The sequence below is a fragment of the Streptomyces sp. NPDC006435 genome, from assembly GCF_040612315.1.
Classification (GTDB): Bacteria; Actinomycetota; Actinomycetes; order Streptomycetales; family Streptomycetaceae; genus Streptomyces.
Genome location: NZ_JBEXPY010000017.1, coordinates 81,726 through 108,294, shown reverse-complemented (window position 1 = coordinate 108,294; position 26,569 = coordinate 81,726). Strand labels below are relative to the sequence as shown.

Below are 26,569 nucleotides of genomic sequence, written 5' to 3'. Positions count from 1 at the left end.
GGCGGACATTAGCTGACGTGGCGTCAGAAGTGTAGGGTGCGGTCGCCCCTGGGCCGGTCGGCGGGGCGCGGCAGGACCGCGTACAGGGTCGCGGAGACGGTGATCGTGACCGCCCAGCCCAGCCCCAGGTGTCCGACCCAGGTGGTGGAGAGCGGACCCGCGAACCACTCCACGCCCGTGAAGAGCAGCCCCGCCACCAGGCCCGCGCCCCACGCGGCCACGGCCGGTACGCAGAAGCCGCCGGTGTACCAGTAGGCGCCGGCCGGTGTGGTGTCCAGCAGTGCCGCCGGGTCGTACGCGCGCCCGCGCAGCAGGTCCACGGCGAAGACCCCCACCCAGGCCGAGAACGTCACCGACAGGAGCGCGAGGAAGGAGACGAAGGAGTCCAGGAAGCCCGTGGCCGACACCATCAGCAGCGAGCCCAGGAACAGGCTGATGGCGGCGTTCAGTCCGACCGCCCAGGTGCGGGGCACGGTGAACCCCAGCGTCTGCGCGGTGAACCCCGCCGAGTACAGCGACATCGCGTTGATCAGCACCATCCCGGTCACCGCGGTCAGCAGGTACGGGACGGAGAGCCAGCCGGGCAGCAGTGGGCCGATGAACGCGACCGGGTCGGGGGCGGTCGCCAGCCCCGGCGAGGCGATCGCCATCACGGTTCCGGTCAGGACCATCGGCACGTACACGATCCCGGCGCCGCCCACGGTCGCGCCGACCATCGCCGGGCCGGAGGCGGTGCGCGGCAGGTAGCGGGCGAAGTCCGGCCCGGACGGGGCCCAGCTGATGCCGCCGGCGACCAGCGTGCCCACCCCGGCGACCATCATCGAGGCCGGACCGGCCGGCCGGTCCAGCAGGTCCCGCCAGTCGGTCGCCCCGGCCAGATGGACCAGCACGAGCAGACTGACGCCGCCGAAGAGGTACGAGGACCAGAGGCAGCACAGCCGTAACGCCCCCAGGCCGAGCCCCGACACCAGATAGCTGCACCCCACGAAGGCGAGCAGGGTCAGCACGGTCAGGCTGTGGGTGCTCGTGACCCCGAGGAGCAGATGCAGCACGGCGAGCACGGCGTAGGTCCCGGTGACCGCGTTCACGGTCTCCCAGCCCCAGCGGGCCACCCAGGTCAGGGCGCCGGGCAGCAGATTGCCGCGCTGGCCGAAGACCGCCCGGGAGAGCGCCATGCCCGGCGCCCCGCCCTCCCTGCCCGCGATCGAGACCAGGCCGACCAGCCCGAAGCCGACGACCGAGGCCGTGACCGCGACGGCCAGCACCTGCCAGAGGTTCAGCCCGTTGAGGACGGCGAGCCCCGCGCCGACGGTGACGAGCAGCATGGTCAGGTTCGCGCCCACCCAGGTGGGGACGAGGGTCCGGACACGGCCGGTGCGTTCGCTGTCGGGGACGGGTTCCAGGCCACGGGTCTCCACGGGCAGGATCGTACATTTACCGCCAAAGGGTGCATAACTGTCCGAGGGGTGTGGGAGTGATCCTTCGGGGCGGCCCCGGCGGGCCGACGTGGCTGATACTGGGTGGGTTATGGAATTCGTCATCCTTGCTGTAGTCATCGCCCTGGTCGCGGTCGGCGTGATCAGCGGGCTCGTGGTCAGCGGCCGCAAGAAGAAGCAGCTGCCCCCGGCGCCGTCGAGCACGCCGACCATCACTCCTCCCGCCGAGCCCCATGTCGGCGAGGAAGCCGAGACGCCGCGCGAGGAACCGCGCCGCACCGTCGAGGAGGTCGGCCCGCCCCCCGCCGAGGCTCCCGCGGAGGAGGCCCCCGAGGTCGTCGAGGCCGTCGAGCCGGAGGCGCCCGCCGCCCCCGAGCTCGAGGTTCCCGAGCCCACGGCCGGCCGTCTGGTGCGGCTGCGCGCCCGGCTCGCCCGCTCGCAGAACTCCCTGGGCAAGGGGCTGCTCACGCTCCTGTCCCGGGACAACCTCGACGAGGACACCTGGGAGGAGATCGAGGAGACCCTCCTCACCGCCGACGTCGGCGTCACCCCCACCCAGGAGCTGGTGGAGCGGCTGCGCGAACGCGTCCGCGTCCTCGGCACCCGTACCCCCGAAGGGCTGCGCGCGCTGCTGCGCGAGGAGCTCGTCACCCTGGTCGGCACCGACTTCGACCGCGCGGTCAAGACGGAGAGCGGCCTCGACACGCCCGGCGTCGTGATGGTCGTCGGCGTCAACGGAACCGGCAAGACCACCACCACCGGCAAGCTGGCCCGGGTGCTGGTCGCCGACGGCCGCAGCGTCGTGCTCGGCGCGGCCGACACCTTCCGGGCGGCCGCCGCCGACCAGCTCCAGACCTGGGGCGAGCGCGTCGGCGCCCGCACCGTGCGCGGACCCGAGGGCGGCGACCCGGCCTCGATCGCCTTCGACGCGGTGAAGGAGGGCATCGCCGAGGGCGCCGACGTCGTGCTCATCGACACCGCCGGACGGCTGCACACCAAGACCGGGCTCATGGACGAGCTCGGCAAGGTCAAGCGGGTCGTCGAGAAGCACGGACCGCTCGACGAGGTCCTGCTCGTGCTCGACGCCACGACCGGGCAGAACGGCCTGGTGCAGGCCCGGGTGTTCGCCGAGGTCGTCGACATCACCGGCATCGTGCTGACCAAGCTGGACGGCACCGCCAAGGGCGGCATCGTCGTCGCCGTCCAGCGCGAACTGGGCGTCCCGGTCAAGCTGATCGGTCTCGGCGAGGGACCGGACGACCTGGCGCCGTTCGAGCCGGAGGCGTTCGTCGACGCCCTGATCGGGGACTGACCCCGCCCACGCGAAGGGGCCCGGGAGCATGGACATCCATGCTCCCGGGCCCCTTCGCGTCATGGGGGCCTGTGGTCGGCCGGCGGCCGGGGCGGCTCAGCCGCGCAGCGGCGCGCGATGGCAGCTGTACGCCAGCGTGCCCAGCAGCAGCCGCGCCTGCGGCGGCGCGGACGCCGTGTCCAGCACCGGCGGGCGCAGCCACCGGACCGGGCCCAGCCCGCCCTCGTCGGACGGCGGGGCGGTGATGTGGCAGCCGGAGCCCAGGGCCCGCAGGTCGAGCCCGGCGTCGTCCCAGCCCATCCGGTAGAGCAGCTGCGGAAGTTCGACGGCGGCCCCGGGGGCCACGAAGAACTGCGCCCGCCCGGCGGGGGTCACCGCCACCGGCCCCAGCGGCAGCCCCATCCGCTCCAGCCGCACCAGGGCCCGGCGCCCGGCCGCCTCGGCGACGTCGAGGACGTCGAAGGCGCGGCCCACCGGCAGCAGCATCGAGGCGCCCGGCACCCGGGCCCACGCCTGCGCCGCCGCGTCGAGCGTGGCGCCCGCGGGGACCTCGGGGGCGAAGTCCAGCGGATGGGCGCCGGGGGAGGGGCAGGCCGCGTCGCCGCAGGAGCAGCGGCCGCCCGCCGCCCGCGCGCCCGGCACGACGGCCCAGCCCCACAGCCCTGTGTACTCGGCCACCGCCGTGTACTCGGCCGCACGGCCGCGACGCCGTGAGCCGGTGCGCATCTCGCGGATGCCGCCGATCGTGAAGCCCATGCCCCCTCCAACGGGTCCGGCTCGCCGGTGGTTACGACACGGGGCGCAGTCGGTGCGCTCCGCCGTCGCCGTCGATCCGGAGCGCGCCGGTGGCGTTGGGGGCGCGCGATATCGTTCACGCGCCTTGCCGTGCTTCGCTGCACCCACTGCTGATCGTCGTGTGTCAAGTGAATCGCGCCCGCCGGGGACGGTGTTCATCCGAAGGGGTGGCGAATGGTGGCGTTTCCGCCGACGCCCTCGCCCGGGGGTGATCGTAGGATTACCGTCGGTACACGAACCATGGAAGTATGTGCACCCATGGGTATGCCGGAGGCAACCCGACTCCCTGTTCGACGGTGCGCGACTTCCGCATGGGCGGCATCGGCTCAGGGCATCTGGTAAAGGTTCGCGCGACAGTTTCCAGCGGGATGGGGGCGTTCCAGTGAGTGGCAGCGGCGCAGGCGGTACGCATACCGGTAAGCGCCCCAACGCGCAGTTGACCTCGTGGTTCGTGCGCAGCGGCTGGTCCAAGGGCGAGTTGGCGCGGCAGGTGAACCGCCGGGCCCGCCAGATGGGCGCCCACCACATCAGCACCGACACCTCCCGGGTGCGCCGCTGGCTGGACGGGGAGCAGCCGCGCGAACCGATCCCGCGCATCCTCTCCGAGCTCTTCTCCGAGCGCTTCGGCTCCGTCGTCGCCGTCGAGGACCTCGGGCTGCGCTCCGCGCACCAGTCACCGTCCGTGTCCGGCGTCGACCTGCCCTGGGCCGGCCCGCAGACGGTCGCCCTGCTCAGCGAGTTCTCCCGCAGCGACCTCATGCTCGCCCGGCGGGGCTTCCTCGGCTCCTCGCTCGCCCTGGCCGCCGGACCCGCCCTGATCGAGCCCATGCAGCGCTGGCTGGTGCCCGTAGCCGGCGCTCCCGCCACGGAACCCGAGCCGGCCGCCGTGGCCCGCCGCCCCTCCCGGCTCTCCGGGCCCGAGCTCGACCTGCTGGAGTCCACCACCGCGATGTTCCGCCAGTGGGACGCGCAGTGCGGCGGCGGATTACGCCGCAAGGCCGTCGTCGGCCAGCTCCACGAGGTCACCGACCTGCTCCAGGAACCCCAGCCCGCAGCCACCGCCAAACGCCTCTTCCGGTGCGCCGCCGAACTGGCCGAGCTGGCGGGCTGGATGAGCTACGACGTCGGCCTCCAGCCCACCGCCCAGAAGTACTTCGTCCTCGCGCTCCACGCCGCCAAGGAGGCCGGTGACAAACCGCTGGGCTCGTACATCCTGTCCAGCATGAGCCGCCAGATGATCCACCTCGGCCGGCCCGACGACGCCCTCGAACTGATCCACCTCGCCCAGTACGGCAGCCGGGACTGCGCCACCCCGCGCACCCAGGCCATGCTGTATGCGATGGAGGCCCGCGCGTACGCCAACATGGGCCAGCCCAGCAAGTGCAAACGAGCCGTCCGGATGGCCGAGGACACCTTCCTCGACGTGGGCATCGACGGCGAGCCCGAGCCCGACTGGATCCGCTTCTTCTCGGAGGCCGAGCTCAACGGCGAGAACTCCCACTCCTACCGGGACCTCGCCTACGTGGCGGGCCGCAGCCCCACGTACGCCACCCTCGCCGAACCCCTGATGGAGAAGGCCGTACAGCTCTTCGGCGAGGACGACGAGCACCAGCGGTCGTACGCGCTCAACCTGATCGGCCTCGCCACCGTCCACCTCCTCAAGCGCGAGCCCGAGCAGGCCACGCTGCTGGCCGAACAGGCCCTGCTCGTCGCGAAGAAGGTCCGCTCCGAACGGGTCAACACCCGGCTGCGCAAGACCGTCGACACCGCCGCCAGGGACTTCGGGGACATCTCCGAGGTCGCCAGGATCACCGAACTCCTCACCGAACAGCTGCCGGAGACCGCGGAAGCGGTCTGACCGGCACCCCGGACCCCGGCCACGACGACCACCCCGCACAAGACCGACTTCGGCTCCCCCCATGGCCAGGTCAGCGGGTGGTCGGCGTGGCCGGTTCGCGTCACCGCCCCGCACCGGAGGGCCGCGGGCGCACCGTATGCGGCCCGGGACACCGCACGGCCCCGGCCCGGGGACAAGCCACCACCGGTTCATGGGGACGTAACACCCCGGACCTCTTCGTCACCCCCGCGAAACACCGTGCGGCATCGGTGGAAACCGTGCCGGGCGAATCTCGGGACCACAACCGGCCCGCACCCTTCCCCAGGGGTCTTCCCAGTGGTCCCGCACGTGGCGCCGCTCCGAACGCCCGTACGCGGCCGCCCCGACGACGAGGAGACGCCGATGCCCCCAGGCATCACGACGCTTGCGGCGGACACGCCGACGCTGTCCGCAGCCAACACCGGCTTCATGCTCATCTGCTCCGCCCTGGTGATGCTCATGACCCCGGCCCTCGCCTTCTTCTACGGAGGCATGGTCCGCGTCAAGAGCACCCTCAACATGCTGATGATGAGCTTCATCAGCCTCGGCATCGTCACGGTCCTGTGGGTGCTCTACGGATTCGCCGTCGCCTTCGGCACCGACGTCGGCTCCGTCGTCGGCTGGAACCCGGACTACCTGGGCCTCAGCGGGATCGGCGTCACCCAGCTCTGGGACGGCTACACGATCCCGGTCTACGTCTTCGCCGTCTTCCAGCTCATGTTCGCCGTCCTCACCCCGGCACTGATCAGCGGCGCCCTCGCCGACCGGGTCAAGTTCACCTCCTGGGCCCTGTTCATCGCGCTCTGGGTCACCGTCGTCTACTTCCCCGTCGCCCACTGGGTCTGGGGCGCGGGCGGCTGGCTCTTCGAGATGGGCGTCATCGACTTCGCCGGCGGCACCGCCGTCCACATCAACGCGGGTGCCGCGGCGCTCGGCGTGATCCTCGTCATCGGCAAGCGGGTCGGCTTCAAGAAGGACCCGATGCGGCCGCACAGCCTGCCGCTCGTCATGCTCGGCGCCGGACTGCTCTGGTTCGGCTGGTTCGGCTTCAACGCCGGCTCCTGGCTCGGCAACGACGACGGCGTCGGCGCGGTGATGTTCGTGAACACCCAGGTCGCCACCGGTGCCGCGATGCTCGCCTGGCTCGGCTACGAGAAGCTCCGGCACGGCTCCTTCACCACCCTCGGCGCCGCCTCCGGCGCGGTCGCCGGACTCGTCGCCATCACCCCGTCCGGCGGCGCGGTCAGCCCGCTGGGCGCCATCGCGGTCGGCGCGATCGCCGGGGTGCTCTGCGCCATGGCCGTCGGGCTGAAGTACAGGTTCGGCTACGACGACTCCCTGGACGTGGTCGGCGTCCACCTCGTCGGCGGCATCGCCGGCTCCCTGCTCGTCGGGCTCTTCGCCACCGGCGGCGTCCAGTCCGAGGCCAAGGGCCTCTTCTACGGCGGCGGCCTCGAACAGCTCGGCAAGCAGACCGTCGGCGTCCTGGCCGTCCTCGCCTACTCCCTGGTCGTCTCCGCGCTCCTCGCCCTCCTCCTGGACCGGACGATCGGCATGCGGGTCACCGAGGACGACGAGGTCTCCGGCATCGACCGGGTCGAGCACGCCGAGACCGCGTACGACTTCAGCGGAGCGGGCGGCGGCACCGCCCCCCGCACCACGGGCACCGCCCAGGGCGGCACGGCAGCGGCGAGGACGAAGAACCAGAAGGTGGACGCATGAAACTCATCACCGCAGTCGTGAAGCCCCACCGGCTGGACGAGATCAAGGAAGCCCTCCAGGCCTTCGGGATCCACGGCCTCACGGTCACCGAGGCCAGCGGATACGGACGCCAGCGCGGCCACACCGAGGTCTACCGGGGCGCCGAGTACACCGTCGACCTCGTGCCCAAGATCCGGATCGAGGTACTCGTCGAGGACGAGGACGCCGAACAGCTCATCGACGTGGTCGTGAAGGCCGCCCGCACCGGAAAGATCGGCGACGGCAAGGTCTGGAGCGTGCCCGTCGAGACCGCGGTCCGCGTCCGCACCGGCGAACGCGGCCCGGACGCACTCTGACCGACGGTCCCGAGACGAAAGGCAGCCGGGTGACGAGCACCGGAACCACCCCCGAACCCACCACCTCGGAACCCGGCGGCTACGCGGCGGCCCGGCTGCGCCTCCTCCAGGGGAAGGCGCGGTCCGGGCCGTCGCGCCGCGCGGCCCTCGCGACGCTCACCGACCACTGGCTCACCGCGCTGTTCGACACCGCCGCCGGACAGACCGGCGTCCGCGGCGCCGCCCTCGTCGCCGTCGGCGGCCACGGGCGCGGCGAACTCTCCCCGCGCAGCGACCTCGACCTGCTGCTCCTGCACGACGGCAGGGCCGACCCCGCGGCCGTCGCCGCCCTCGCCGACCGCCTCTGGTACCCCGTCTGGGACCTCGGCCTCGCCCTCGACCACTCCGTCCGCACCCCCGCCGAGGTCCGCAGGGCGGCGGGCGAGGACCTCAAGGTCCAGCTCGGACTGCTCGACGCCCGGCCCGTCGCCGGGGACCGCGGCCTGGTCGCCGCCGTGCGCACCGCGACCCTCGCCGACTGGCGCAACCGGGCCCCCGCCCGCCTCCCCGCCCTCGCCGAACTCTGCCGCGAACGGGCCGAGCGCCGGGGCGAGCTCCGCTTCCTCCTCGAACCCGACCTCAAGGAGGCCCGCGGCGGACTGCGCGACCTCACGGCCCTGCGCGCGATCGCCGCCTCCTGGGTCGCCGACGCCCCCCACGAGGGCCTCGCCGAGGCCCGCCGCGTCCTCCTCGACACCCGCGACGCCCTCCACCTCACCACCGGCCGCGCCACCGACCGCCTCGCCCTCCAGGAACAGGACCAGGTCGCCGAGGCCCTCGGCCTCCTCGACGCGGACACCCTGCTCCGCCAGGTCTACGAGGCCGCCCGGACCGTCTCGTACGCCACCGACGTCACCTGGCGCGAGGTCTCCCGCGTCCTGCGCGCCCGCTCCGCGCGCCCCCGGCTGCGCGCCGTGCTGGGCGGCGGCCGGGCGGCCGACCCGGAACGCGTCCCGCTCGCCGACGGCGTCGTCGAGGCCGACGGAGAGGCCGTTCTCGCCCGCACCGCCCGCCCCGAGCGCGACCCCGTGCTGGTCCTGCGCGCGGCCGCCGCGGCCGCCCAGTCCGAACTCCCGCTCTCCCGCCACGTCGTACGCCGGCTGGCCACCGCCTCCGGCCCGCTGCCGGTGCCCTGGCCCGCCGAGGCCCGCGAGGAACTCGTCACCCTCCTCGGCGCGGGCGAGGCCACCGTGCCGGTCTGGGAGGCGCTGGAGGCCGAAGGGCTGATCACCCGGCTGCTCCCCGACTGGGAACGCGTCCACTGCCGCCCCCAGCGCAACCCCGTCCACACCTGGACCGTCGACCGCCACCTCGTCGAGACGGCCGTCCGCGCCTCCGCGCTCGCCCGCCGCGTCGGCCGCCCCGACCTGCTCCTGGTCGCCGCGCTGCTGCACGACATCGGCAAGGGCTGGCCCGGCGACCACGCCGAGGCCGGTGAGGTCATCGCCCGGGACACGGCCGCCCGGATCGGCTTCGACCGGCACGAAACGGACATCGTCGCCACCCTCGTGCGCCACCACCTGCTGCTCGTCGAGACCGCGACCCGCCGCGACCTCGACGACCCGGCGACCGTCCGTGCCGTCGCCACCGCCGTCGGCACGACCGGCACCCTGGAACTGCTGCACGCGCTCACCGAGGCCGACGCGCTCGCCACCGGCCCCGCCGCCTGGTCCACCTGGCGCGCCTCCCTCGTCGCCGACCTCGTCGCACGCGTCGCCGCGGTGCTCGCCGGACGGGCCCCGGAGGAACCGGAACCCGCCGGGACCGGTGCCGAACAGGAACGCCTCGCCGTCGAGGCCCTCCGCACCGGCGGCCCCGTCCTCGCCCTGCACGCCCGGGCCGGGACCCGCGACGAGAACGGCGAACCGGAACCCGTCGGCGTCGAACTCCACATCGCCCTGCCCGACCGCCCCGGCGTGCTGCCCGCCGCGGCGGGCGTCCTCGCCCTGCACCGCCTCACCGTGCGCTCCGCCGACCTGCGCGCCGTGGAACTCCCCACCGGACTGGGCGACGGACCGGCGGACCTGCTGCTGCTCAGCTGGCGGGTCGCGGCCGAGTACGGCTCCCTGCCGCAGGCCGACCGGCTCCGCGCCGACCTCGTACGGGCCCTGGACGGCTCCCTGGACATCCGGGCCCGCCTCGCCGAGCGCGAGGCGGCCCACCCGCGCCGCCGCGGGACGAAGGCCCCGCCGCCGAGGGTGACCGTCGCGGCGGCCGGATCGAAGCTGGCGACGGTGATCGAGGTGCGGGCCCAGGACGCCCCGGGGCTGCTGCACCGGATCGGCCGGGCGCTGGAGCGCGGCGGGGTGCGGGTGCGCAGCGCGCACGTGTCGACGCTGGGCGCCAACGCGGTGGACACGGTCTACGTCACGCGCCGGGACGGCACGCCGCTGCCGGACGCCGAGGCGGCCGCGCTGGCGAGGGACATCGAGGACGCGCTGCGGTGAGGAGCGGCGCCCGGGGCCGGGCGCTCCCGCTCCCGGGGAGCATCGTCCGGTCCGGCCGGCGGGTACCGGCGAGGACGGCTCCCCGCCCGGGCCGGATACCCTAGGGAGCGATCCATACCGCCCCCGACCCTGAGGACCGACGAGCGCCGTGTTCGATACTCTCTCCGACCGCCTTAGCGCGACTTTCAAGAACCTCCGGGGCAAGGGCCGCTTGTCCGAGGCGGACATCGACGCCACGGCTCGCGAGATCCGTATCGCCCTGCTCGAAGCGGATGTCGCGCTGCCCGTCGTGCGCGCCTTCATCGCCAACGTCAAGGAGCGGGCGCGCGGCGTCGAGGTCTCCCAGGCGCTCAACCCGGCCCAGCAGGTCGTCAAGATCGTCAACGAGGAGCTCGTGGGCATCCTCGGCGGCGAGACCCGGCGGCTGCGGTTCGCCAAGAACCCGCCGACCGTGATCATGCTCGCCGGCCTCCAGGGTGCCGGTAAGACCACCCTCGCCGGAAAGCTCGGCCGCTGGCTCAAGGGCCAGGGCCACTCCCCGCTGCTCGTCGCCTGCGACCTCCAGCGCCCCAACGCCGTCAACCAGCTCAGCGTCGTCGCCGACCGCGCCGGTGTGGCGGTGTACGCCCCCGAGCCGGGCAACGGCGTCGGCGACCCGGTCCAGGTCGCCAAGGACTCGATCGAGCACGCCAGGTCCAAGCAGTTCGACGTCGTGATCGTCGACACCGCGGGCCGCCTCGGCATCGACCAGGAGCTGATGCAGCAGGCCGCGGACATCCGCGACGCCGTCAGCCCCGACGAGATCCTCTTCGTCGTCGACGCGATGATCGGCCAGGACGCGGTCAACACCGCCGAGGCGTTCCGCGACGGCGTCGGCTTCGACGGCGTGGTGCTCTCCAAGCTCGACGGCGACGCCCGCGGTGGTGCGGCCCTGTCGATCGCCCACGTCACGGGCAAGCAGATCATGTTCGCGTCGAACGGTGAGAAGCTCGACGACTTCGACGCCTTCCACCCCGACCGCATGGCGTCCCGCATCCTCGACATGGGTGACCTGCTCACCCTGATCGAGCAGGCGGAGAAGACCTTCAGCCAGGAAGAGGCCGCCAAGATGGCCTCCAAGCTGGCGTCCAGCAAGGGCAAGGACTTCACGCTCGACGACTTCCTGGCCCAGATGGAGCAGGTCAGGAAGATGGGCTCCATCTCCAAGCTGCTCGGGATGCTGCCCGGCATGGGGCAGATCAAGGACCAGATCAACAACATCGACGAGCGCGACGTGGACCGCACCGCCGCGATCATCAAGTCGATGACCCCGAAGGAGCGCGCCGAGCCGACGATCATCAACGGCTCGCGCCGGGCCCGTATCGCCAAGGGTTCCGGGGTCGAGGTCTCCGCGGTGAAGAACCTCGTCGAGCGGTTCTTCGAGGCCCGCAAGATGATGTCGAAGATGGCCCAGGGCGGCGGCATGCCGGGAATGCCCGGGATGCCGGGCATGGGCGGTGGCCCCGGCCGGCAGAAGAAGCAGGTCAAGCAGGCCAAGGGCAAGCGCAAGAGCGGCAACCCGATGAAGCGCAAGGCCGAGGAGCAGGCCGCGGCTGCCCGCCGGGCGCAGGCGGCACAGGGCGGTGCGCTCGGGCTGCCGGCGCAGGACGACAAGAACTTCGAGCTGCCCGACGAGTTCAAGAAGTTCATGGGCTGATCCGGTCCCACCGGCCGCACGGACTCCATGGGTCCCACGAATTCCATGGGCCGTACCGGCCTCACGGGCCGTACCGGCCGCACCGGTTTCGCCGGTCCCATCGGTGCCACCGGCCCGATGACGACGTTCCCGAGAGGGCGCCCGCTTTCCGGCGGGCGCCCCCTCGGGCGTCTCCGGGCCCGGGAACCGGGCCACGGCTGCCGTACGCCCGTCCCTCCAAGGGCCCAGCGCGCGGCTCCTGGAAGGGCTTCGTCCGCACTCCTCCCTTAACGTCGCTTCCAACGGCTGTCGGCAGAGGAGCGCGCGTGACCAATCCCGTACCTCCCCGCGACCGAACCGACCAGCCCTGGCGCTCCGAGGGCGCACCGCCGCCCCCGCAGCCGGGCCGGAAGATGCCGGGAGGCTGGGGCGGACTGCTGCTGACCGCACTCGCCGTCTACCTGATCGCCAATCTGGTGCTGTCCTTCTTCAACGGGGAGGAGCAGCGGACGATCGCGTACACGGAGTTCAGCAAGCAGGTAACCGCGGGCAACGTCTCCAAGATCTACTCCAAGGGCGACGCCATCCAGGGGCAGCTCAAGAAGGAGGCGAAGGCCCCGGGGACCGACGAGAAGTACACCAAGTTCGTCACCCAGCGCCCGGCCTTCGCCGACGACGACCTCTGGGCCGAACTGGTCAAGGACGACGTCACCGTCACCGCCGAACCGGTCGTCCAGCAGCGCAGCTTCCTCGCCAACCTGCTGATCTCGCTCGCGCCCATGCTGCTCCTCGTCCTGCTCTGGGTGTTCATCGCCCGGCGGATGGCCCGGGGCATGGGCGGCGGCGGGATGGGCGGCCTCGGACGCAAGACCCCGCCCAAGCCCGTCGAGCTGGAGGGCGCCAGGCGCACCACCTTCAAGGACGTGGCCGGGATCGACGAGGTCGAGGGCGAGCTCAACGACGTCGTGGACTTCCTGAAGAACCCGCAGGCGTACCGGAGGATGGGCGCCCGGATGCCCGGCGGCGTGCTGCTCGCGGGGCCGCCCGGCACCGGCAAGACGCTGCTGGCACGGGCCGTCGCAGGGGAGGCCGGGGTGCCGTTCTTCTCCGCGTCGGCCTCCGAGTTCATCGAGATGATCGTCGGCGTCGGCGCGAGCCGGGTGCGGGAACTCTTCGCGGAGGCGCGCAAGGTCGCCCCCGCCATCGTCTTCATCGACGAGATCGACACCATCGGCCGGGCCCGCGGCGGCGGCTCCGGCATGGGCGGCCACGACGAGCGCGAGCAGACGCTCAACCAGATCCTCACCGAGATGGACGGCTTCTCCGGTTCGGAGGGCGTCGTGGTGCTCGCCGCCACCAACCGCGCCGACGTCCTCGACCCCGCCCTCACCCGGCCCGGCCGCTTCGACCGGATCGTCCACGTCAGCCCGCCGGACCGCAACGGCCGGGAGGCGATCCTGGAGATCCACACCCGGCAGATCCCGCTGGCCGCCGATGTGGACCTCGCCCAGGTCGCCGCCACGACCCCAGGCATGACCGGCGCCGACCTCGCCAACCTGGCCAACGAGGCCGCGCTGCTCGCGGTCAAGCGCCGCCGGACCGAGGTCGACGGGGCCGACTTCTCCGACGCCCTGGAGAAGGTCCAGCTGGGGGCGGAGCGCTCACTGGTCATGTCCGACGAGGAACGCCGCAGGACCGCGTACCACGAGAGCGGCCACGCGCTGCTCGGTATGCTCCAGCCGGGCGCCGACCCGGTCCGCAAGGTCACCATCGTGCCGCGCGGCCGGGCCCTGGGGGTCACCCTCTCGACGCCGGACGCCGACAAGTACGCGTACACCGAGGAGTACCTGCGCGGCCGCATCATCGGGGCGCTCGGCGGCATGGCGGCCGAACAGGTGGTCTTCGAAATGATCACCACCGGCGCGGAGAGCGACCTGGAACAGGTCACCAGCCTGGCCCGGGGCATGGTCGGCCGCTGGGGCATGAGCCACAAGGTGGGCAGGCTGACGGCGATCCCCGGCGACGCCCAGCAGGCGTACGGGCTGTCGGCGGCCCCCGCCACGCTCGACGCGGTGGACGGCGAGATGCGGCGCATCGTCGACGAGTGCTACGAGGTGGCCCGCCGGCTCCTGCGCGAGAACCGGGAACGGCTGGACGCGCTGGCCGCGGCGCTGCTGGAGAAGGAGACGCTGGAGGAGGCCGAGGCGTACCGGGCGGCGGGCATCCCCCGCCTCGCCAAGTAGCGGCCCCCGCCCCGGCGGCGCGCACGGGGCGGCGCGCTCAGATGGTGCACACGAGGTAGCGGAAGACGTTCGGCAGCCAGACCGACCCGTCGCGGCGCCGGTGCGGACGGAGGGCCTTCGCGACCTCCCGCTCCACCCGGGGCCGGTCCGTCACCCGTGCCGCCGCGTCGAAGAGCCGGGTGGAGAGCAGCCCCCGCACCGCGCTGTCCAGGTCCGCGTACCCGAACGGGCACGCCACCCGGCCCGAGCCGTCGGGATGCAGACCGGCCCGGAACGCCACGTCCTCCAGATCGTCCCGTCCCGCCGTCCGCCAGTCGCCCGCCCGGGACGCCCGGCCCCCGTCCGCCAGCCGCGCGGCCACCCGCAGCACGGGCGCCGCCGTGCACCGCTCCGGCGGCCCCCACCCGGTCAGCACCACGACACCGCCCCGCGCGGCCAGCGGCACCGCGGACCGCAGCGCGGCCACCAGCCCCTCGCCGTCGTCGAACGAGCAGCCGATCGGGGTGAAGGCGGTGAGCAGGTTGTACGGCGTCCCGTCGGGCGGCGGAGCAGCGGACGGACCGCCCTCCAGGAACCGCGGCCCCCCGGCCGGGGAACCGCAGCCGCCACCGGGCCCGTCGGGCAGCCGGGTCCGGGCGAGCGCCAGCCGTTCGGAGTCGGTGTCCACCCCGGTGACCCGCGCACCCCGGCCGGCGGCCATCAGCGGCGCGAGACCGGAGCCGCAGCCCAGGGAGAGCAGCCGGGTGCCGGACCCCACCTCCAGCCGCTCGTACACCGCTTCGTACAGCGGTGCCAGCATCCGCTCCTGGATCTCGGCCCAGTCCCGGGCCCGGCTGTCGGGGGCCGTCCGGGTGAGGGTCCGCGGACGGTCGTGGTGCCGGACGAGCGTTGGTGTCATGGAAGCGCCCCAATCCGCCGAGAGGTCGGTCGTGCCCGATCGGTCGTGCCCGAGTGGATGCCGCCGTGCGCGGGTGTGCCGCTTCCCCGTGTGCCGGAGTGCCGCGCGGCGGCTGCCGTGCCCGGGGAGCCGCGGGCGGGAACCGCCTGCCGCGGTGGTGCGCCCCGGGGGACCGGAGGGGGAGCCCGTGCCGGACGGGCGGGCGCCGGACGCCCGTCTCCCGCTCCTCGCCCCAGTCTCACCCGACACGTCCGGGCGGGCACGTCGAGCACCGCGGGCCGGGGAGCGGGGGGTGGTGCCCGATTCGGACCATGCGCCCGGTAGGGTCGCTCCGGCGGCCCGTGTCCACCGACGCCCCACCCGTCCCGGGGAGCGTGCGGTGCCCCGGTGCGCGGCGGTCGCCCACGCGTCCGGACGTACGCGTCGCTACGTACCACCTTGGTGCGAGCTGCGCGGCTTCTCCGCAGATCGGCGCACCCGCCCTCGTCGGGGCACATGAACAGCAACTGACTGGTACGTGCAAATTATTTGGGATGGCCCGGAATCGGAACACCGGGGCACTCGCGCTCGTTGTCACGACGTGAGCACGACACCACCTGTACTTGCCGCAGAGCTGGCGCAGGCGTGGGCCGACATTCAGCGGTACCACCCCGAGCTGCCGGATCTGGCCGCGCCCGAGTCCCTGATCGGAGAGTCCTCGTCCGCCTGCGGCGCCGAGCTCTCCTTCGAGCGACTGCTCCACGAAGCAGTCCACGGCATCGCCGCCGCCCGAGGTGTACGCGACACCTCCCGCGCCGGCCGCTACCACAACCGCAGATTCCTCGCGATCGCCGAGGAGCTGGGCCTGGACCACGCCGAGGAGCCGCATCCCAGCAGCGGTTTCTCACTGGTCACGCTCAATCCCGAGGCCAAGCGCCGCTACCGGCCGACGATCGAGCGGCTTCAGCGCGCCCTCAAGGCGCACACGGTCGCCACCGCCGCCGACACCAAGCGCTCCTTCCGGGGGCCGGCCGCCCGGCACGGCTCCTCCGGCGGCGGCGTCCGGGTCAAGGCCGTCTGCGACTGCGGTCGCAACGTGCGCGTGGTCCCGTCGGTCCTGGCGCAGGCGCCGATCGTCTGCGGAGGGTGCGGAAAGCCGTTCCGCATTCCGGAAGCGGCGGTCGCGGTGGGGTGACCCGATGTGGTGTGGCACAATGGCTAGCTGTACTCGACAGTCGCACAGGACCCCTCTCTCCTCCGGCTGACGCGTCCATCGGGCACCCGAGTACCGCAACCCCACGTGGCATCTTCGTTGTGCCCAACCACGTCATAGACCAGGAGACACCACTCCCGTGGCAGTCAAGATCAAGCTGAAGCGTCTGGGCAAGATCCGTTCGCCTCACTACCGCATCGTCGTCGCCGACTCCCGTACCCGCCGTGACGGCCGGGCCATCGAGGAGATCGGCCTGTACCACCCGGTGCAGAACCCCTCGCGCATCGAGGTCAACTCGGAGCGTGCGCAGTACTGGCTGTCCGTCGGCGCCCAGCCGACCGAGCCGGTTCTCGCGATCCTGAAGCTCACCGGTGACTGGCAGGCCCACAAGGGTCTCCCGGCCCCCGCGCCGCTGCTGCAGCCGGAGCCCAAGGCGGACAAGCGCGCCCTGTTCGAGGCCCTGACCCAGGACGGCGAAGAGTCCAAGGGCGAGGCCATCACGCAGAAGGCGAAGAAGTCCGACAAGAAGGCGGACGAGGCTGCTGACGCGGCTGCTTCCGCCGAGTCGACCGAGGCCTGAGCATGCTCGAGGAGGCTCTCGAGCACCTCGTGAAGGGCATCGTCGACAACCCCGACGATGTGCAGGTCGCCTCGCGCAACCTGCGCCGCGGCCGCGTGCTGGAGGTCCGGGTCCACCCCGACGACCTCGGTAAGGTGATCGGTCGCAATGGCCGCACCGCGCGTGCGCTGCGTACCGTCGTGGGCGCCATCGGCGGCCGCGGCATCCGCGTCGACCTCGTCGATGTGGACCAGGTTCGCTGACAGAGTTGAACACCGGCACGGGCCGGGGAGGGCCATGAGCCCGCCCCGGCCCGTCGTCGTATGACAGGAGAGACACAAGGTGCAGTTGGTAGTCGCACGGATCGGCCGTGCCCACGGCATCAAGGGCGAGGTCACCGTCGAGGTCCGTACGGACGAGCCGGAACTGCGGCTCGCGCCCGGAGCCGTGCTCGCCACCGAACCGGCCGGGACCGGACCGCTGACGATCGAGACCGGGCGGGTGCACAGCGGACGGCTGCTGCTGCGCTTCGAGGGCGTGCGCGACCGTACGGCTGCCGAGGCCCTGCGCAACACGCTGCTGATCGCCGAGGTCGACCCGGACGAACTCCCCGAGGACCCCGAGGAGTTCTACGACCACCAGCTCATGGACCTCGACGTGGTCCTGGCCGACGGCACCGTCGTCGGCCGGATCTCCGAGATCACGCACCTGCCTTCCCAGGACCTCTTCATCGTCGAACGGCCGGACGGCAGCGAGGTGATGATCCCGTTCGTCGAGGAGATCGTCACCGAGATCGACCTGGAGGAGCAGCGCGCGGTGATCGTCCCGCCGCCGGGGCTGATCGACGAGAGCCAGGCCGTGATCGCCTCCTCGCGCGGCGAGGACGGAGAGGGCGACGGGGAGCCCGGCCCGGGGAAGGACGCCTGATGCGCCTCGACGTCGTCACGATCTTCCCGGAGTACCTGGAACCGCTGAACGTCTCGCTCGTCGGCAAGGCCCGCGCGCGCGGCCGGCTCGACGTCCACGTGCACGACCTGCGCGACTGGACGTACGACCGGCACAACACGGTCGACGACACCCCGTACGGCGGCGGTCCGGGCATGGTCATGAAGACCGAGCCGTGGGGCGAGGCGCTGGACGACGCCCTGGCGGGCGGGTACGAGGCCGGGGCGCACTCCCCGGTGCTGGTGGTGCCCACGCCCAGCGGCCGCCCGTTCACCCAGGAACTCGCCGTCGAACTCTCCGAACGGCCGTGGCTGATCTTCACGCCGGCCCGCTACGAGGGCATCGACCGGCGGGTGATGGACGAGTACGCGACCCGGATGCCGGTCGTCGAGGTCTCCATCGGCGACTACGTGCTGGCCGGCGGGGAAGCCGCGGTGCTGGTGATCACGGAGGCGGTGGCCCGGCTGCTGCCCGGCGTGCTCGGCAACGCGGAATCGCACCGGGACGACTCCTTCGCCCCCGGCGCGATGGCCAACCTGCTGGAGGGCCCCGTCTACACCAAGCCGCCCGTGTGGCGCGGCAGGGAGATCCCCGAGGTGCTGCTCAGCGGCCACCACGGGAAGATCGCCCGCTGGCGGCGGGACGAGGCGTTCCGCCGCACCGCCCTCAACCGGCCCGACCTGATCGAGCGCTGCGACGCCGCGGGGTTCGACAAGAAGGACCGCGAGATGCTCTCCATCCTCGGCTGGTCGCCGGGGCCCGACGGCCGATTTTGGCGCAGGCCCCGAGCCGTGGAAGAATAGGCCGCTGCTGTACGTCCGGCGTGCGCCCCTGCCACAGGGGGAACCCCGGCCGTCCCCGCGCGTGCGGGGATGGTCCCGACGCCCGCCCGACGCGATCAGCACCTCCGTTCCTTCCTAGTCCCGTCGATGACCTGTGGCATCGGCGAAGAAAGCAGACAACATGGCTTCCCTGCTCGACGACGTCAATGCCGCGTCGCTGCGTACCGACGTCCCGTCGTTCCGCCCCGGTGACACCGTCAACGTCCACGTCCGAGTGATCGAGGGCAACCGCTCCCGTATCCAGCAGTTCAAGGGCGTCGTCATCCGCCGCCAGGGCGCGGGCGTCAGCGAGACCTTCACGGTCCGCAAGGTCTCCTTCAGCGTCGGCGTCGAGCGCACCTTCCCGGTGCACAGCCCGATCTTCGAGAAGATCGAGCTCGTCACCCGCGGTGACGTCCGTCGCGCCAAGCTGTACTACCTCCGTGAGCTGCGCGGCAAGGCCGCGAAGATCAAGGAGAAGCGCGACAACTGAGCTGACTCCCTGGTCCACAGGTCCGCCGGATAGGCTCTGGCCTCGATGGACACGGAAGCAAAGCCCTCGGAGCGCGACCCCGCCTGCGAACCCGACCCGGGTACGGAGGAGCGGTCGCGCTCCTTGCGTGTTCCGGCGGGGTCGGGTGGCTGGATGACCTGGCGGCGCACCGCCGTGCTCGGAGCCGTCTGCACGGTGTTCGTGCTGCTCCTCAGCCACTTCGTGGTGCAGCCCTTCCTGATCCCGAGCGGCTCGATGGAGCCCACGCTGCGGGTCGGGGACCGGGTGCTGGTGAACAAGCTGGCGTACCGTTTCGGCGCGGTGCCGCACCGCGGCGACGTGGTGGTCTTCGACGGTACGGGGTCCTTCGTGCAGGAGGCCCCGCAGGAGAATCCCGTCGCCGGGATGGCGCACTCGGTGGCCTCGTCCCTGGGCCTGGCGCAGCCCGCCGAGACCGACTACGTGAAACGGGTGGTGGGCGTGGGCGGAGACCGGGTGGTGTGCTGCGACAGCCGGGGCAGGGTCGAGGTGAACGGCCGGGCGGTGGTCGAGGACTACCTGTACCCGGGGGACGCTCCCTCCCGGGCCCGTTTCGACATCGTCGTCCCCGACGGCACGCTGTGGATGATGGGCGACCACCGGAGCAATTCCCGCGACTCGCGCGACCACCTGGGCGAGCCGGGCGGTGGCATGGTTCCCGTGGACATGGTGATCGGTCGGGTGGACTGGATCGGCTGGCCGCCGAGCCGGCTGGGCTCGCTGCCGGACAGCGCCGCCTTCGGCGCGGTACGCGCGCCGGGCAGGGGTCATGGGTAACCGCGGCCGCGGCCGGGGCGGCCCCGAGCCCGAAGCCGGAACACCACCGGCGGACGGCGACGGACCGAGGACCGCGCGCTCCCTGCCCACCAGGGCGGAGCGGCGCAAGCTGGCCCGCAGGGTCAAGCGGCGGCGGCGCAGGTCGGCCCTGCGCGAGATCCCGCTGCTCATCACCGTGGCGCTGCTGATAGCGCTGGTGCTCAAGACCTTCCTGGTGCAGGCGTTCGTGATCCCCTCGGGATCGATGGAGCAGACGATCCGGATCGGTGACCGGGTGCTGGTGGACAAGCTGACCCCCTGGTTCGGCTCCCGGCCCCAGCGCGGCGACGTCGTCGTCTTCAAGGACCCGGGCGGCTGGCTGCAGCAGGAGAACGCCGACAAGGAGGACCCGCCCGTCGTCGTCAAACAGGTGAAACAGGCGCTGACCTTCGTCGGCCTGCTGCCCTCCGACGACGAGCAGGACCTGATCAAACGGGTGATCGCGGTGGGCGGCGACACGGTGAAGTGCTGCGGCAAGGACGGCCGGGTCAGCGTCAACGGCGTACCGCTGGACGAGCCCTATCTGCACCCCGGGAACCCGCCCTCCCTCATCAAATTCGAAGTAAAGGTTCCGCCCGGCCGGATCTTCGTGATGGGCGACCACCGGTCCAATTCGGCCGATTCGCGCTATCACCTGGACGGGCCCGAACACGGCACGGTCTCCGAGGACGAGGTCGTGGGGCAAGCCGTGGTGATCGCCTGGCCCTTCTCCCACTGGCGGAAACTGGAGGAACCGGCCACATTCGGTTCGATCCCGGACGCGCGCGCCGGGACGGCCGCCGCATCGGGCCCGTCGCATAGTGTGTCGTCCCGGAATCTCAATGGAATGATCCCTCTCCCGACCCCTGCGGAACTCCCGCTCGTTATGGGAGTGGTGGGCCTGCACCGGCTGGGTCGCGGGCGGTGGCACGGAGTAAGGAGTGGATGTGGGGGATTTGGCGGTCGGCGCACGATCCGGACACGACGAACCCGAGGACCGGCCGGGCAATCCGGACAATGTCGAGTCCGCCGGAGCGGCGGACCGCGCGCAGAGTGACGCGGACGCTCCGGACGGCGGCAGGGCTCAGAAGAAGCCGCGCTCCTTCTGGAAGGAGCTGCCCCTGCTCATCGGCATCGCGCTGGTTCTCGCGCTGCTGATCAAGACGTTCCTGGTGCAGGCGTTCTCGATTCCCTCGGACTCGATGCAGAACACGCTCCAGCGGGGCGACCGGGTGCTGGTCGACAAACTGACCCCGTGGTTCGGCGCGGAGCCCGAGCGCGGCGAGGTCGTGGTCTTCCACGACCCGGGCGGCTGGCTGGAGAACACCGAGACTCCCGAGCCGAACGCCGTGCAGAAGTTCCTGAGCTTCATCGGACTGATGCCGTCCGCCGAGGAGAAGGACCTGATCAAGCGGGTCATCGGGGTCGGCGGCGACGTCGTGGAGTGCAAGAAGAACGGCCCGGTCACGGTCAACGGCAAGGCCCTGGACGACCAGTCGTACATCTTCGAGGGGAACAGCTCCTGCAACGACGAGCCGTTCGGCCCGATCAAGGTGCCCGAGGGCCGGATCTGGGTGATGGGCGACCACCGGCAGAACTCCCTCGACTCCCGCTACCACCAGGAGCTGCCGGGCAACGGCACGGTCTCCAACGACGAGGTGGTCGGCCGGGCCGTCGTCGTGGCGTGGCCGATCAACCGCTGGGCGACCCTGCCGATCCCGAAGACCTTCGAGCAGCCGGGGATCAACGCGGCGATGGGACTGGCCCCGGGAGCACTGGGCGTGGCCGGGGCGTTGCCGCTCGTGCTGTGGCGTCGCAGGAGGCTGACCGGCGGGCGTACCGCCGGGTAGGGTGCCGACTCGGATCAGCGATTGTCGATCTCCGATGCGGGGGGCGCTGGGATGAGTGGAACAGGACGTACGGGAGACGGCCGCGGTCGGCTCGGCAGCATGCTGTCAGGGCTGGCCGTGGCCGTCGGCTGTGTGCTCTTTCTCGGCGGGTTCGCATGGGCGGCGGTGGTGTACAAGCCGTACACGGTGCCGACCGACTCGATGACCCCCACGGTGCAGGCCGGCGACCGGGTGCTCGCGCAGCGGATCGACGGCGACGAGGTGCGCCGCGGCGACGTGGTGATCTTCACCGACCCGGCCTGGGGCGACATGCCCATGGTGAAGCGGGTGGTGGGGGTCGGCGGCGACAGGATCGCCTGCTGCGGCAAGGACGGTCGGCTCACGGTCAACGGCAAGCCCGTCGAGGAATCGTATCTGCGGGCGAAGGACCCGGCCTCGGGCGAGAACTTCACGGCGGAGGTGCCCCAGGGGCAGCTCTTCCTGCTGGGGGACGAGCGCAGGTCCTCGCTGGACTCCAGGGTCCACCTGACCGACCCCGGCCACGGCTCCGTCCCGCGCGGTTCGGTGCAGGCCAGGGTGGACGCCATCGCCTGGCCGATGGACGGCATGATCGAGCGCCCGCAGGCGTTCGCCGCCTTCCCCGGCGGGGTGTCGTCGCCGGGCCCGCTGAAGCTCCAGCTCACCGCCGTCGGGGTGGGCGTGGTGCTCATCCTGGGAGGTGCGGCGTACGGCCCGGTCGCGGCGCGTGCGGCGCGCAGGGGGCGTGAGAGGACGGCCACCGGTGCGCGTTGAGAAACGGAAGGTCGCCCGGGTGGTGCTCCTGGACCCCGACGACCGGATCCTCCTGATGCACGGCTTCGAACCGGACGATCCGCAGAGCACCTGGTGGTTCACCCCCGGCGGCGGTCTGGAGGGCGACGAGACGCGGGAAGAAGCCGCGCTGCGCGAGCTCGTGGAGGAGACCGGGATCGCCGATGCGGAACTGGGCCCGCTGCTCTGGCGGCGGATGTGCTCGTTCCCGTTCGACGGCCGGCGCTGGGAGCAGGACGAGTGGTACTTCCTGGCCCGCACGAAGCAGACCGCCACGGACACCAGCGGTCAGACCGGACTGGAACGGCGCAGCGTCGCGGGTCTGAGGTGGTGGACCTCCGACGAACTGTCGGCGGCGCGTGAGACGGTGTACCCGACCAGGCTCGCCGAGTTGCTGCGCACGCTGCTCGACGAGGGTCCCCCGAGTGCGCCGCTGGTTCTGGACCCCGAAATCGCCTGAGCACCCGGGGGGCCGGTGCCTGGCGCACAATGGGGGCACGCACGGCTGAAGGGGAACATGCCAATGAGCGCCGAGGACCTCGAAAAGTACGAGACCGAGATGGAGCTGAAGCTCTACCGGGAGTACCGAGACGTCGTCGGTCTGTTCAAATACGTGATCGAGACCGAACGGCGCTTCTACCTCACCAATGACTACGAGATGCAGGTGCACTCGGTCCAGGGCGAGGTGTTCTTCGAGGTGTCGATGGCGGACGCCTGGGTCTGGGACATGTACCGGCCCGCGCGCTTCGTCAAGCAGGTACGGGTGCTGACGTTCAAGGACGTCAACATCGAGGAGCTGAACAAGAGCGACCTCGAACTTCCGGGGGGCTGATTCCGCCTCCCGGGTGGCCGGGATATCCACAACTCCGGAGTTGTCCACCAAGATCCACAAGCCGGGACCGAACGCGTCAGAGTCGGTCCCGGAGGTGGTGCCGAATGAACGCACGGGGGGCACTCGGGCGGTACGGCGAGGATCTGGCGGTACGGCTGCTGGCCGGAGCCGGCATGTCCGTACTGGAACGGAACTGGCGCTGTCGCGCCGGTGAGATCGACATCGTCGCGATGGACGGCGACGTCCTCGTGGTCTGCGAGGTGAAGACCCGCAGGGCCGGGGCCTTCGAGCATCCGATGGCGGCCGTCACCCCGGTCAAGGCGGGGCGGCTGCGGAGGCTGGCCGGGATCTGGCTCGACCGGCACGGCGGCCCGCCGCCCGGCGGGGTCCGGATCGACCTGGTCGGGGTGGTGCTGCCCAGGCGCGGGGCACCCGTCGCCGAGCACGCCCGGGGGGTGGCCTGATGGGGTTCGCACGGGCCTGCTCGGTGGCACTGGTCGGCGTCGAGGGCGTGGTGGTGGAGGTCCAGGCGGACCTGGAGGCGGGGGTGGCGGCGTTCACCCTGGTGGGGCTGCCGGACAAGAGCCTGGTGGAGAGCCGGGACCGGGTCAGGGCCGCGGTCGTGAACTCCGGGGCCGAGTGGCCGCAGAAGAAACTCACGGTGGGCCTGTCGCCGGCCTCCGTGCCGAAGGGCGGTTCGGGGTTCGACATCGCCGTCGCCTGTGCGGTGCTGGGGGCGGCGGAGCGGATCGATCCGGCGTCCATCGCCGATGTGGTGATGATCGGGGAACTGGGTCTGGACGGTCGGGTGCGGCCGGTGCGGGGCGTGCTGCCCTCCGTGCTGGCCGCGGCGGAGGCCGGATACCGCCAGGTGGTCGTGCCCGAGCAGACCGCGGGGGAGGCGGCGCTGGTCCCCGGGATCGCCGTCCTCGGGGTGCGGAGCCTGCGGCAGCTGATCGCCGTGCTCTGCGACGAGCCGGTGCCCGACGAGCGGGAGGAACACGAGGAGGGGCGCCCCGACACGATGCTGGCCGGGCTGATGGTGCCGGGCGCGGGCATCGGCACCGGGCTCGCCCGGGGGACCGGGACGGGCGAGGGCCACGCGCCGGACCTGGCGGACGTGGCAGGACAGGAGCGGCCCCGCAAGGCCCTGGAGGTGGCCGCGGCGGGCGGACACCACCTGCTGCTCTCCGGGCCGCCCGGCGCGGGCAAGACCATGCTGGCCGAGCGGCTTCCGGCGATCCTGCCCACACTGACCAGGAAGGAGTCCCTGGAAGTGACCGCGGTGCACTCGGTGGCGGGCATCCTGCCGCCGGGGGAGCCGCTGGTGTCCCGCCCGCCGTACTGCGCGCCGCACCACTCGGCGACGATGCAGTCCCTCGTCGGCGGCGGCAACGGGCTGCCGAGGCCCGGCGCGGTCTCGTTGGCCCACCGGGGGATTCTTTTTCTGGACGAGGCGCCGGAGTTTTCCGTGCGGGCACTGGACGCGTTGCGCCAGCCGCTGGAGTCGGGGCACGTGGTGGTGGCGCGCAGCGCCGGGGTGGTCCGGCTGCCCGCGAAGTTCCTGATGGTGCTGGCCGCCAACCCCTGCCCGTGCGGCCGGCACGGTGTCGGCGGTGCCGGCTGCGAGTGCCCGCCGTCGTCGGTCAGGCGGTACCAGGCGAGACTCTCCGGGCCCCTGCTGGACCGGGTGGACCTGAAGGTGGTCGTCGATCCGGTCAAGCGCGAGGACCTGCTGGCGCGGGGCGGCAGGGGCGAGTCGTCGGCCTCCGTCGCCGCCCGGGTCCAGGAGGCCAGGGCGCGCGCGGCGGAGCGGCTGGCGGGCACGGGGTGGTCCACCAACAGCGAGGTGCCCGGCCACGAGCTGCGGACCAGGCTGATGGCGGCACCCGGCGCGCTCCTGGAGGCCGAGCGGGACATGGAGCGGGGCATGCTCACCGCCCGGGGGCTGGACCGGGTGCTCAGGGTGGCGTGGACGGTCGCCGACCTGCGGGGCGCCGACCGGCCGGACGCGTCCGACGTCGCGGTGGCCCTGGAGTTGCGCACCGGGGTGCCGCGGGGTTCCCTGGCCCGGGCCGGGACGTCATGACCCCGCGGACGGCCGACGGGCCGGGGCACGGCATGGAGGCGGGACCCGTCACGGGGACAGCGGCGGCGGGGTCGGGAGCGGAAACGGGTGTGGGGGCGGGTGATTCGGAGCGGCTGGCGCGGGCCGCCCTGACCCGTGTTCTGGAGCCGGGGGACGAGCTGGGCGGCCGGTGGCTGCGCGAGTGCGGCGCCGTCGAACTGCTCCGGCGGATCACCACCGGGGACGGCACCGCGGAGCGATTGCGCGGAATGACCCCGAAGCGGCTGGCCGGGTACCGGCTGCGGGCCGAGGGGGTGGAGCCGGAGCGGGACCTCGCGGCGGTGGCCGGCGCAGGGGGACGGTTCATCTGCCCCGGCGACCGGGAATGGCCCACCCAGCTCGACGACCTCGGGGACGCGCGGCCGACCGGCCTGTGGGTGCGGGGCCCGCGCGACCTGCGGCTCTGGGCGCTGCGCTCGGTCGCAGTGGTCGGTGCCAGGGCCTGCACGCCGTACGGATCGCACATGGCGGCGAGCCTCGGCGCGGGGCTCGCGGAGCTGGGGTGGGTGGTCGTGTCGGGCGCGGCCTTCGGGGTGGACGGCGCGGCGCACCGCGGGGCGCTGGCCGTCGGCGGGGCGACGATGGCGGTCCTCGCCTGCGGGGTGGACGTCGCCTACCCCCGGGGACACGCCGAACTGATCGGACGGATGGCGCAACAGGGGCTCGTCATCGGCGAATTGCCGCCGTCCGATCATCCCACCCGCAGCAGGTTCATCCTCCGTAACCGGGTCATCGCCGCGTTGACGCGCGGGACGGTCGTGGTCGAGGCCGAATACCGCAGCGGCTCACTGGTCACCGCGCGCAACGCGCAGCGTCTCGGCCGTTTCACGATGGGTGTGCCCGGCCCGGCCACCAGTGCGTTGTCCGCGGGGGTCCATGAACTCCTGCGCGGGGAGGGCGTCCTGGTGACCGACGCCTCGGAGGTCGCCGAGCTGGTGGGTGACATCGGTGAACTCGCCCCGGCCCGGCACGGTCCCGTGCATCCCAGGGACCGGCTGGACGAGGCCTCCGCCAGGGTCCTGGACGCACTGCCGTTCCGGGGCGTCACCAGCGGGCGCGACGTGGCCCGGGTGGCCGGAACCAGCACCGACGAAGCACTCGGCAGACTGTACGAACTGCACTCACTGGGGTTCGTCGAACGACATGGCGATGGATGGCAGTTGACGCCACGGCGGGCTCGTGACGGCGACGCACGGCGAGGCGGTACTTGACCTGGAGCATTCGGGTGAAAAGGTGATGCCGATGACCCCGGCGGATCCTTCAGGGACGCCTCCGGGGCCGACGCACGCGGCGACGGCCCCGGACCGCAGTCCTGCCGGATCGGCCG

Annotated in this window: 25 protein-coding genes; 22 read left to right on the top strand and 3 right to left on the bottom strand. The window is 72.4% G+C overall.

Annotation, left to right across the window (positions count from 1 at the left end; translation table 11 throughout):
• Positions 1–23: 23 nt before the first annotated feature.
• Positions 24–1,418 (bottom strand): cytosine permease, encoded by a 1,395-nt coding sequence (locus tag ABZZ04_RS18625; protein WP_356933284.1) that lies wholly within the window; start codon positions 1,416–1,418, stop codon positions 24–26.
• 109 nt (positions 1,419–1,527) lie between these two features.
• Between ABZZ04_RS18625 and ftsY the strand changes: the two genes are divergently transcribed.
• Positions 1,528–2,748, top strand: coding sequence for a signal recognition particle-docking protein FtsY (ftsY, locus tag ABZZ04_RS18620; RefSeq protein WP_356933283.1), 1,221 nt, complete (start codon positions 1,528–1,530; stop codon positions 2,746–2,748).
• A 96-nt stretch (positions 2,749–2,844) separates the two neighbouring features.
• On the opposite strand, the gene ABZZ04_RS18615 is transcribed toward ftsY, so the two are convergent.
• Positions 2,845–3,504 carry a bifunctional DNA primase/polymerase gene (locus tag ABZZ04_RS18615; protein WP_356933282.1) on the bottom strand — a complete coding sequence of 220 codons (660 nt, stop codon included), beginning with the start codon at positions 3,502–3,504 and terminating at the stop codon, positions 2,845–2,847.
• A 421-nt stretch (positions 3,505–3,925) separates the two neighbouring features.
• Between ABZZ04_RS18615 and ABZZ04_RS18610 the strand changes: the two genes are divergently transcribed.
• The 6 genes from ABZZ04_RS18610 to ftsH all read left to right on the top strand — a co-directional run bounded on the left by ABZZ04_RS18610 (position 3,926) and on the right by ftsH (position 13,880).
• Positions 3,926–5,401: a hypothetical protein gene (locus tag ABZZ04_RS18610; RefSeq protein ID WP_356933281.1), complete on the top strand. Its 1,476-nt coding sequence runs from the start codon at positions 3,926–3,928 to the stop codon at positions 5,399–5,401.
• A gap of 381 nt (positions 5,402–5,782) precedes the next feature.
• The gene (locus tag ABZZ04_RS18605) at positions 5,783–7,141 is read left to right on the top strand and encodes an ammonium transporter (protein ID WP_356933280.1); all 1,359 of its coding nucleotides are present in this window, start codon (positions 5,783–5,785) and stop codon (positions 7,139–7,141) included.
• The gene (locus tag ABZZ04_RS18600) at positions 7,138–7,476 is read left to right on the top strand and encodes a P-II family nitrogen regulator (protein ID WP_356933279.1); all 339 of its coding nucleotides are present in this window, start codon (positions 7,138–7,140) and stop codon (positions 7,474–7,476) included. The genes ABZZ04_RS18605 and ABZZ04_RS18600 overlap by 4 nt, the downstream gene beginning before the upstream one ends.
• A 29-nt stretch (positions 7,477–7,505) precedes the next feature.
• Entirely contained in the window at positions 7,506–9,962 is a 2,457-nt protein-coding gene (locus ABZZ04_RS18595) for a [protein-PII] uridylyltransferase (protein WP_356933278.1), read from the top strand.
• Positions 9,963–10,110: 148 nt separating this feature from the next.
• A complete protein-coding gene (ffh, locus tag ABZZ04_RS18590) occupies positions 10,111–11,658 on the top strand; it encodes a signal recognition particle protein (protein WP_351831135.1) in 1,548 nt (515 codons plus the stop codon).
• 305 nt (positions 11,659–11,963) lie between these two features.
• Positions 11,964–13,880: an ATP-dependent zinc metalloprotease FtsH gene (ftsH, locus tag ABZZ04_RS18585; protein ID WP_356933277.1), complete on the top strand. Its 1,917-nt coding sequence runs from the start codon at positions 11,964–11,966 to the stop codon at positions 13,878–13,880.
• 37 nt (positions 13,881–13,917) lie between these two features.
• Here the strand turns inward: ftsH and ABZZ04_RS18580 are convergent, their stop codons facing one another.
• A complete protein-coding gene (locus tag ABZZ04_RS18580) occupies positions 13,918–14,778 on the bottom strand; it encodes a methyltransferase domain-containing protein (protein ID WP_356933276.1) in 861 nt (286 codons plus the stop codon).
• Between the two features lie 580 nt (positions 14,779–15,358).
• On the opposite strand from ABZZ04_RS18580, the gene ABZZ04_RS18575 reads away from it, so the two are divergent.
• The 15 genes from ABZZ04_RS18575 to dprA all read left to right on the top strand — a co-directional run bounded on the left by ABZZ04_RS18575 (position 15,359) and on the right by dprA (position 26,453).
• Positions 15,359–15,952, top strand: a complete 594-nt coding sequence (locus tag ABZZ04_RS18575; protein ID WP_030928573.1) for a hypothetical protein — start codon at positions 15,359–15,361, stop codon at positions 15,950–15,952.
• Between the two features lie 157 nt (positions 15,953–16,109).
• Positions 16,110–16,550: a 30S ribosomal protein S16 gene (rpsP, locus tag ABZZ04_RS18570; RefSeq protein ID WP_148839576.1), complete on the top strand. Its 441-nt coding sequence runs from the start codon at positions 16,110–16,112 to the stop codon at positions 16,548–16,550.
• Between the two features lie 2 nt (positions 16,551–16,552).
• The gene (locus tag ABZZ04_RS18565; protein ID WP_005311361.1) at positions 16,553–16,792 is read left to right on the top strand and encodes an RNA-binding protein; all 240 of its coding nucleotides are present in this window, start codon (positions 16,553–16,555) and stop codon (positions 16,790–16,792) included.
• Positions 16,793–16,871: 79 nt separating this feature from the next.
• Complete coding sequence (rimM, locus tag ABZZ04_RS18560; protein WP_356933275.1) at positions 16,872–17,456, top strand: ribosome maturation factor RimM; 585 nt, start codon at positions 16,872–16,874, stop codon at positions 17,454–17,456.
• The gene (gene trmD / locus ABZZ04_RS18555; protein ID WP_356933274.1) at positions 17,456–18,277 is read left to right on the top strand and encodes a tRNA (guanosine(37)-N1)-methyltransferase TrmD; all 822 of its coding nucleotides are present in this window, start codon (positions 17,456–17,458) and stop codon (positions 18,275–18,277) included. The genes rimM and trmD overlap by 1 nt, the downstream gene beginning before the upstream one ends.
• A 160-nt stretch (positions 18,278–18,437) precedes the next feature.
• On the top strand, positions 18,438–18,788 hold the full coding sequence (rplS, locus tag ABZZ04_RS18550; protein WP_352276324.1) for a 50S ribosomal protein L19: 351 nt from the start codon (positions 18,438–18,440) through the stop codon (positions 18,786–18,788).
• A 45-nt stretch (positions 18,789–18,833) separates the two neighbouring features.
• The gene (lepB, locus tag ABZZ04_RS18545; protein WP_356933273.1) at positions 18,834–19,604 is read left to right on the top strand and encodes a signal peptidase I; all 771 of its coding nucleotides are present in this window, start codon (positions 18,834–18,836) and stop codon (positions 19,602–19,604) included.
• Positions 19,597–20,679: a signal peptidase I gene (gene lepB / locus ABZZ04_RS18540; protein WP_356933272.1), complete on the top strand. Its 1,083-nt coding sequence runs from the start codon at positions 19,597–19,599 to the stop codon at positions 20,677–20,679. Before lepB (ABZZ04_RS18545) ends, lepB (ABZZ04_RS18540) begins: the two co-directional genes overlap by 8 nt.
• Positions 20,579–21,472 (top strand): signal peptidase I, encoded by an 894-nt coding sequence (lepB, locus tag ABZZ04_RS18535; protein WP_356933316.1) that lies wholly within the window; start codon positions 20,579–20,581, stop codon positions 21,470–21,472. The genes lepB (ABZZ04_RS18540) and lepB (ABZZ04_RS18535) overlap by 101 nt, the downstream gene beginning before the upstream one ends.
• Before the next feature lie 51 nt (positions 21,473–21,523).
• Entirely contained in the window at positions 21,524–22,264 is a 741-nt protein-coding gene (gene lepB, locus ABZZ04_RS18530; RefSeq protein ID WP_356933271.1) for a signal peptidase I, read from the top strand.
• A complete protein-coding gene (locus tag ABZZ04_RS18525) occupies positions 22,254–22,742 on the top strand; it encodes an NUDIX hydrolase (protein ID WP_356933270.1) in 489 nt (162 codons plus the stop codon). The genes lepB (ABZZ04_RS18530) and ABZZ04_RS18525 overlap by 11 nt, the downstream gene beginning before the upstream one ends.
• A 63-nt stretch (positions 22,743–22,805) precedes the next feature.
• On the top strand, positions 22,806–23,114 hold the full coding sequence (locus ABZZ04_RS18520; protein WP_003965949.1) for a DUF2469 domain-containing protein: 309 nt from the start codon (positions 22,806–22,808) through the stop codon (positions 23,112–23,114).
• Between the two features lie 104 nt (positions 23,115–23,218).
• Positions 23,219–23,578: a YraN family protein gene (locus ABZZ04_RS18515; RefSeq protein WP_356933269.1), complete on the top strand. Its 360-nt coding sequence runs from the start codon at positions 23,219–23,221 to the stop codon at positions 23,576–23,578.
• Positions 23,578–25,203, top strand: a complete 1,626-nt coding sequence (locus ABZZ04_RS18510) for a YifB family Mg chelatase-like AAA ATPase (RefSeq protein ID WP_356933268.1) — start codon at positions 23,578–23,580, stop codon at positions 25,201–25,203. The genes ABZZ04_RS18515 and ABZZ04_RS18510 overlap by 1 nt, the downstream gene beginning before the upstream one ends.
• A 32-nt stretch (positions 25,204–25,235) precedes the next feature.
• Entirely contained in the window at positions 25,236–26,453 is a 1,218-nt protein-coding gene (gene dprA, locus ABZZ04_RS18505) for a DNA-processing protein DprA (protein ID WP_356933315.1), read from the top strand.
• The last annotated feature ends 116 nt before the right edge of the window (positions 26,454–26,569 follow it).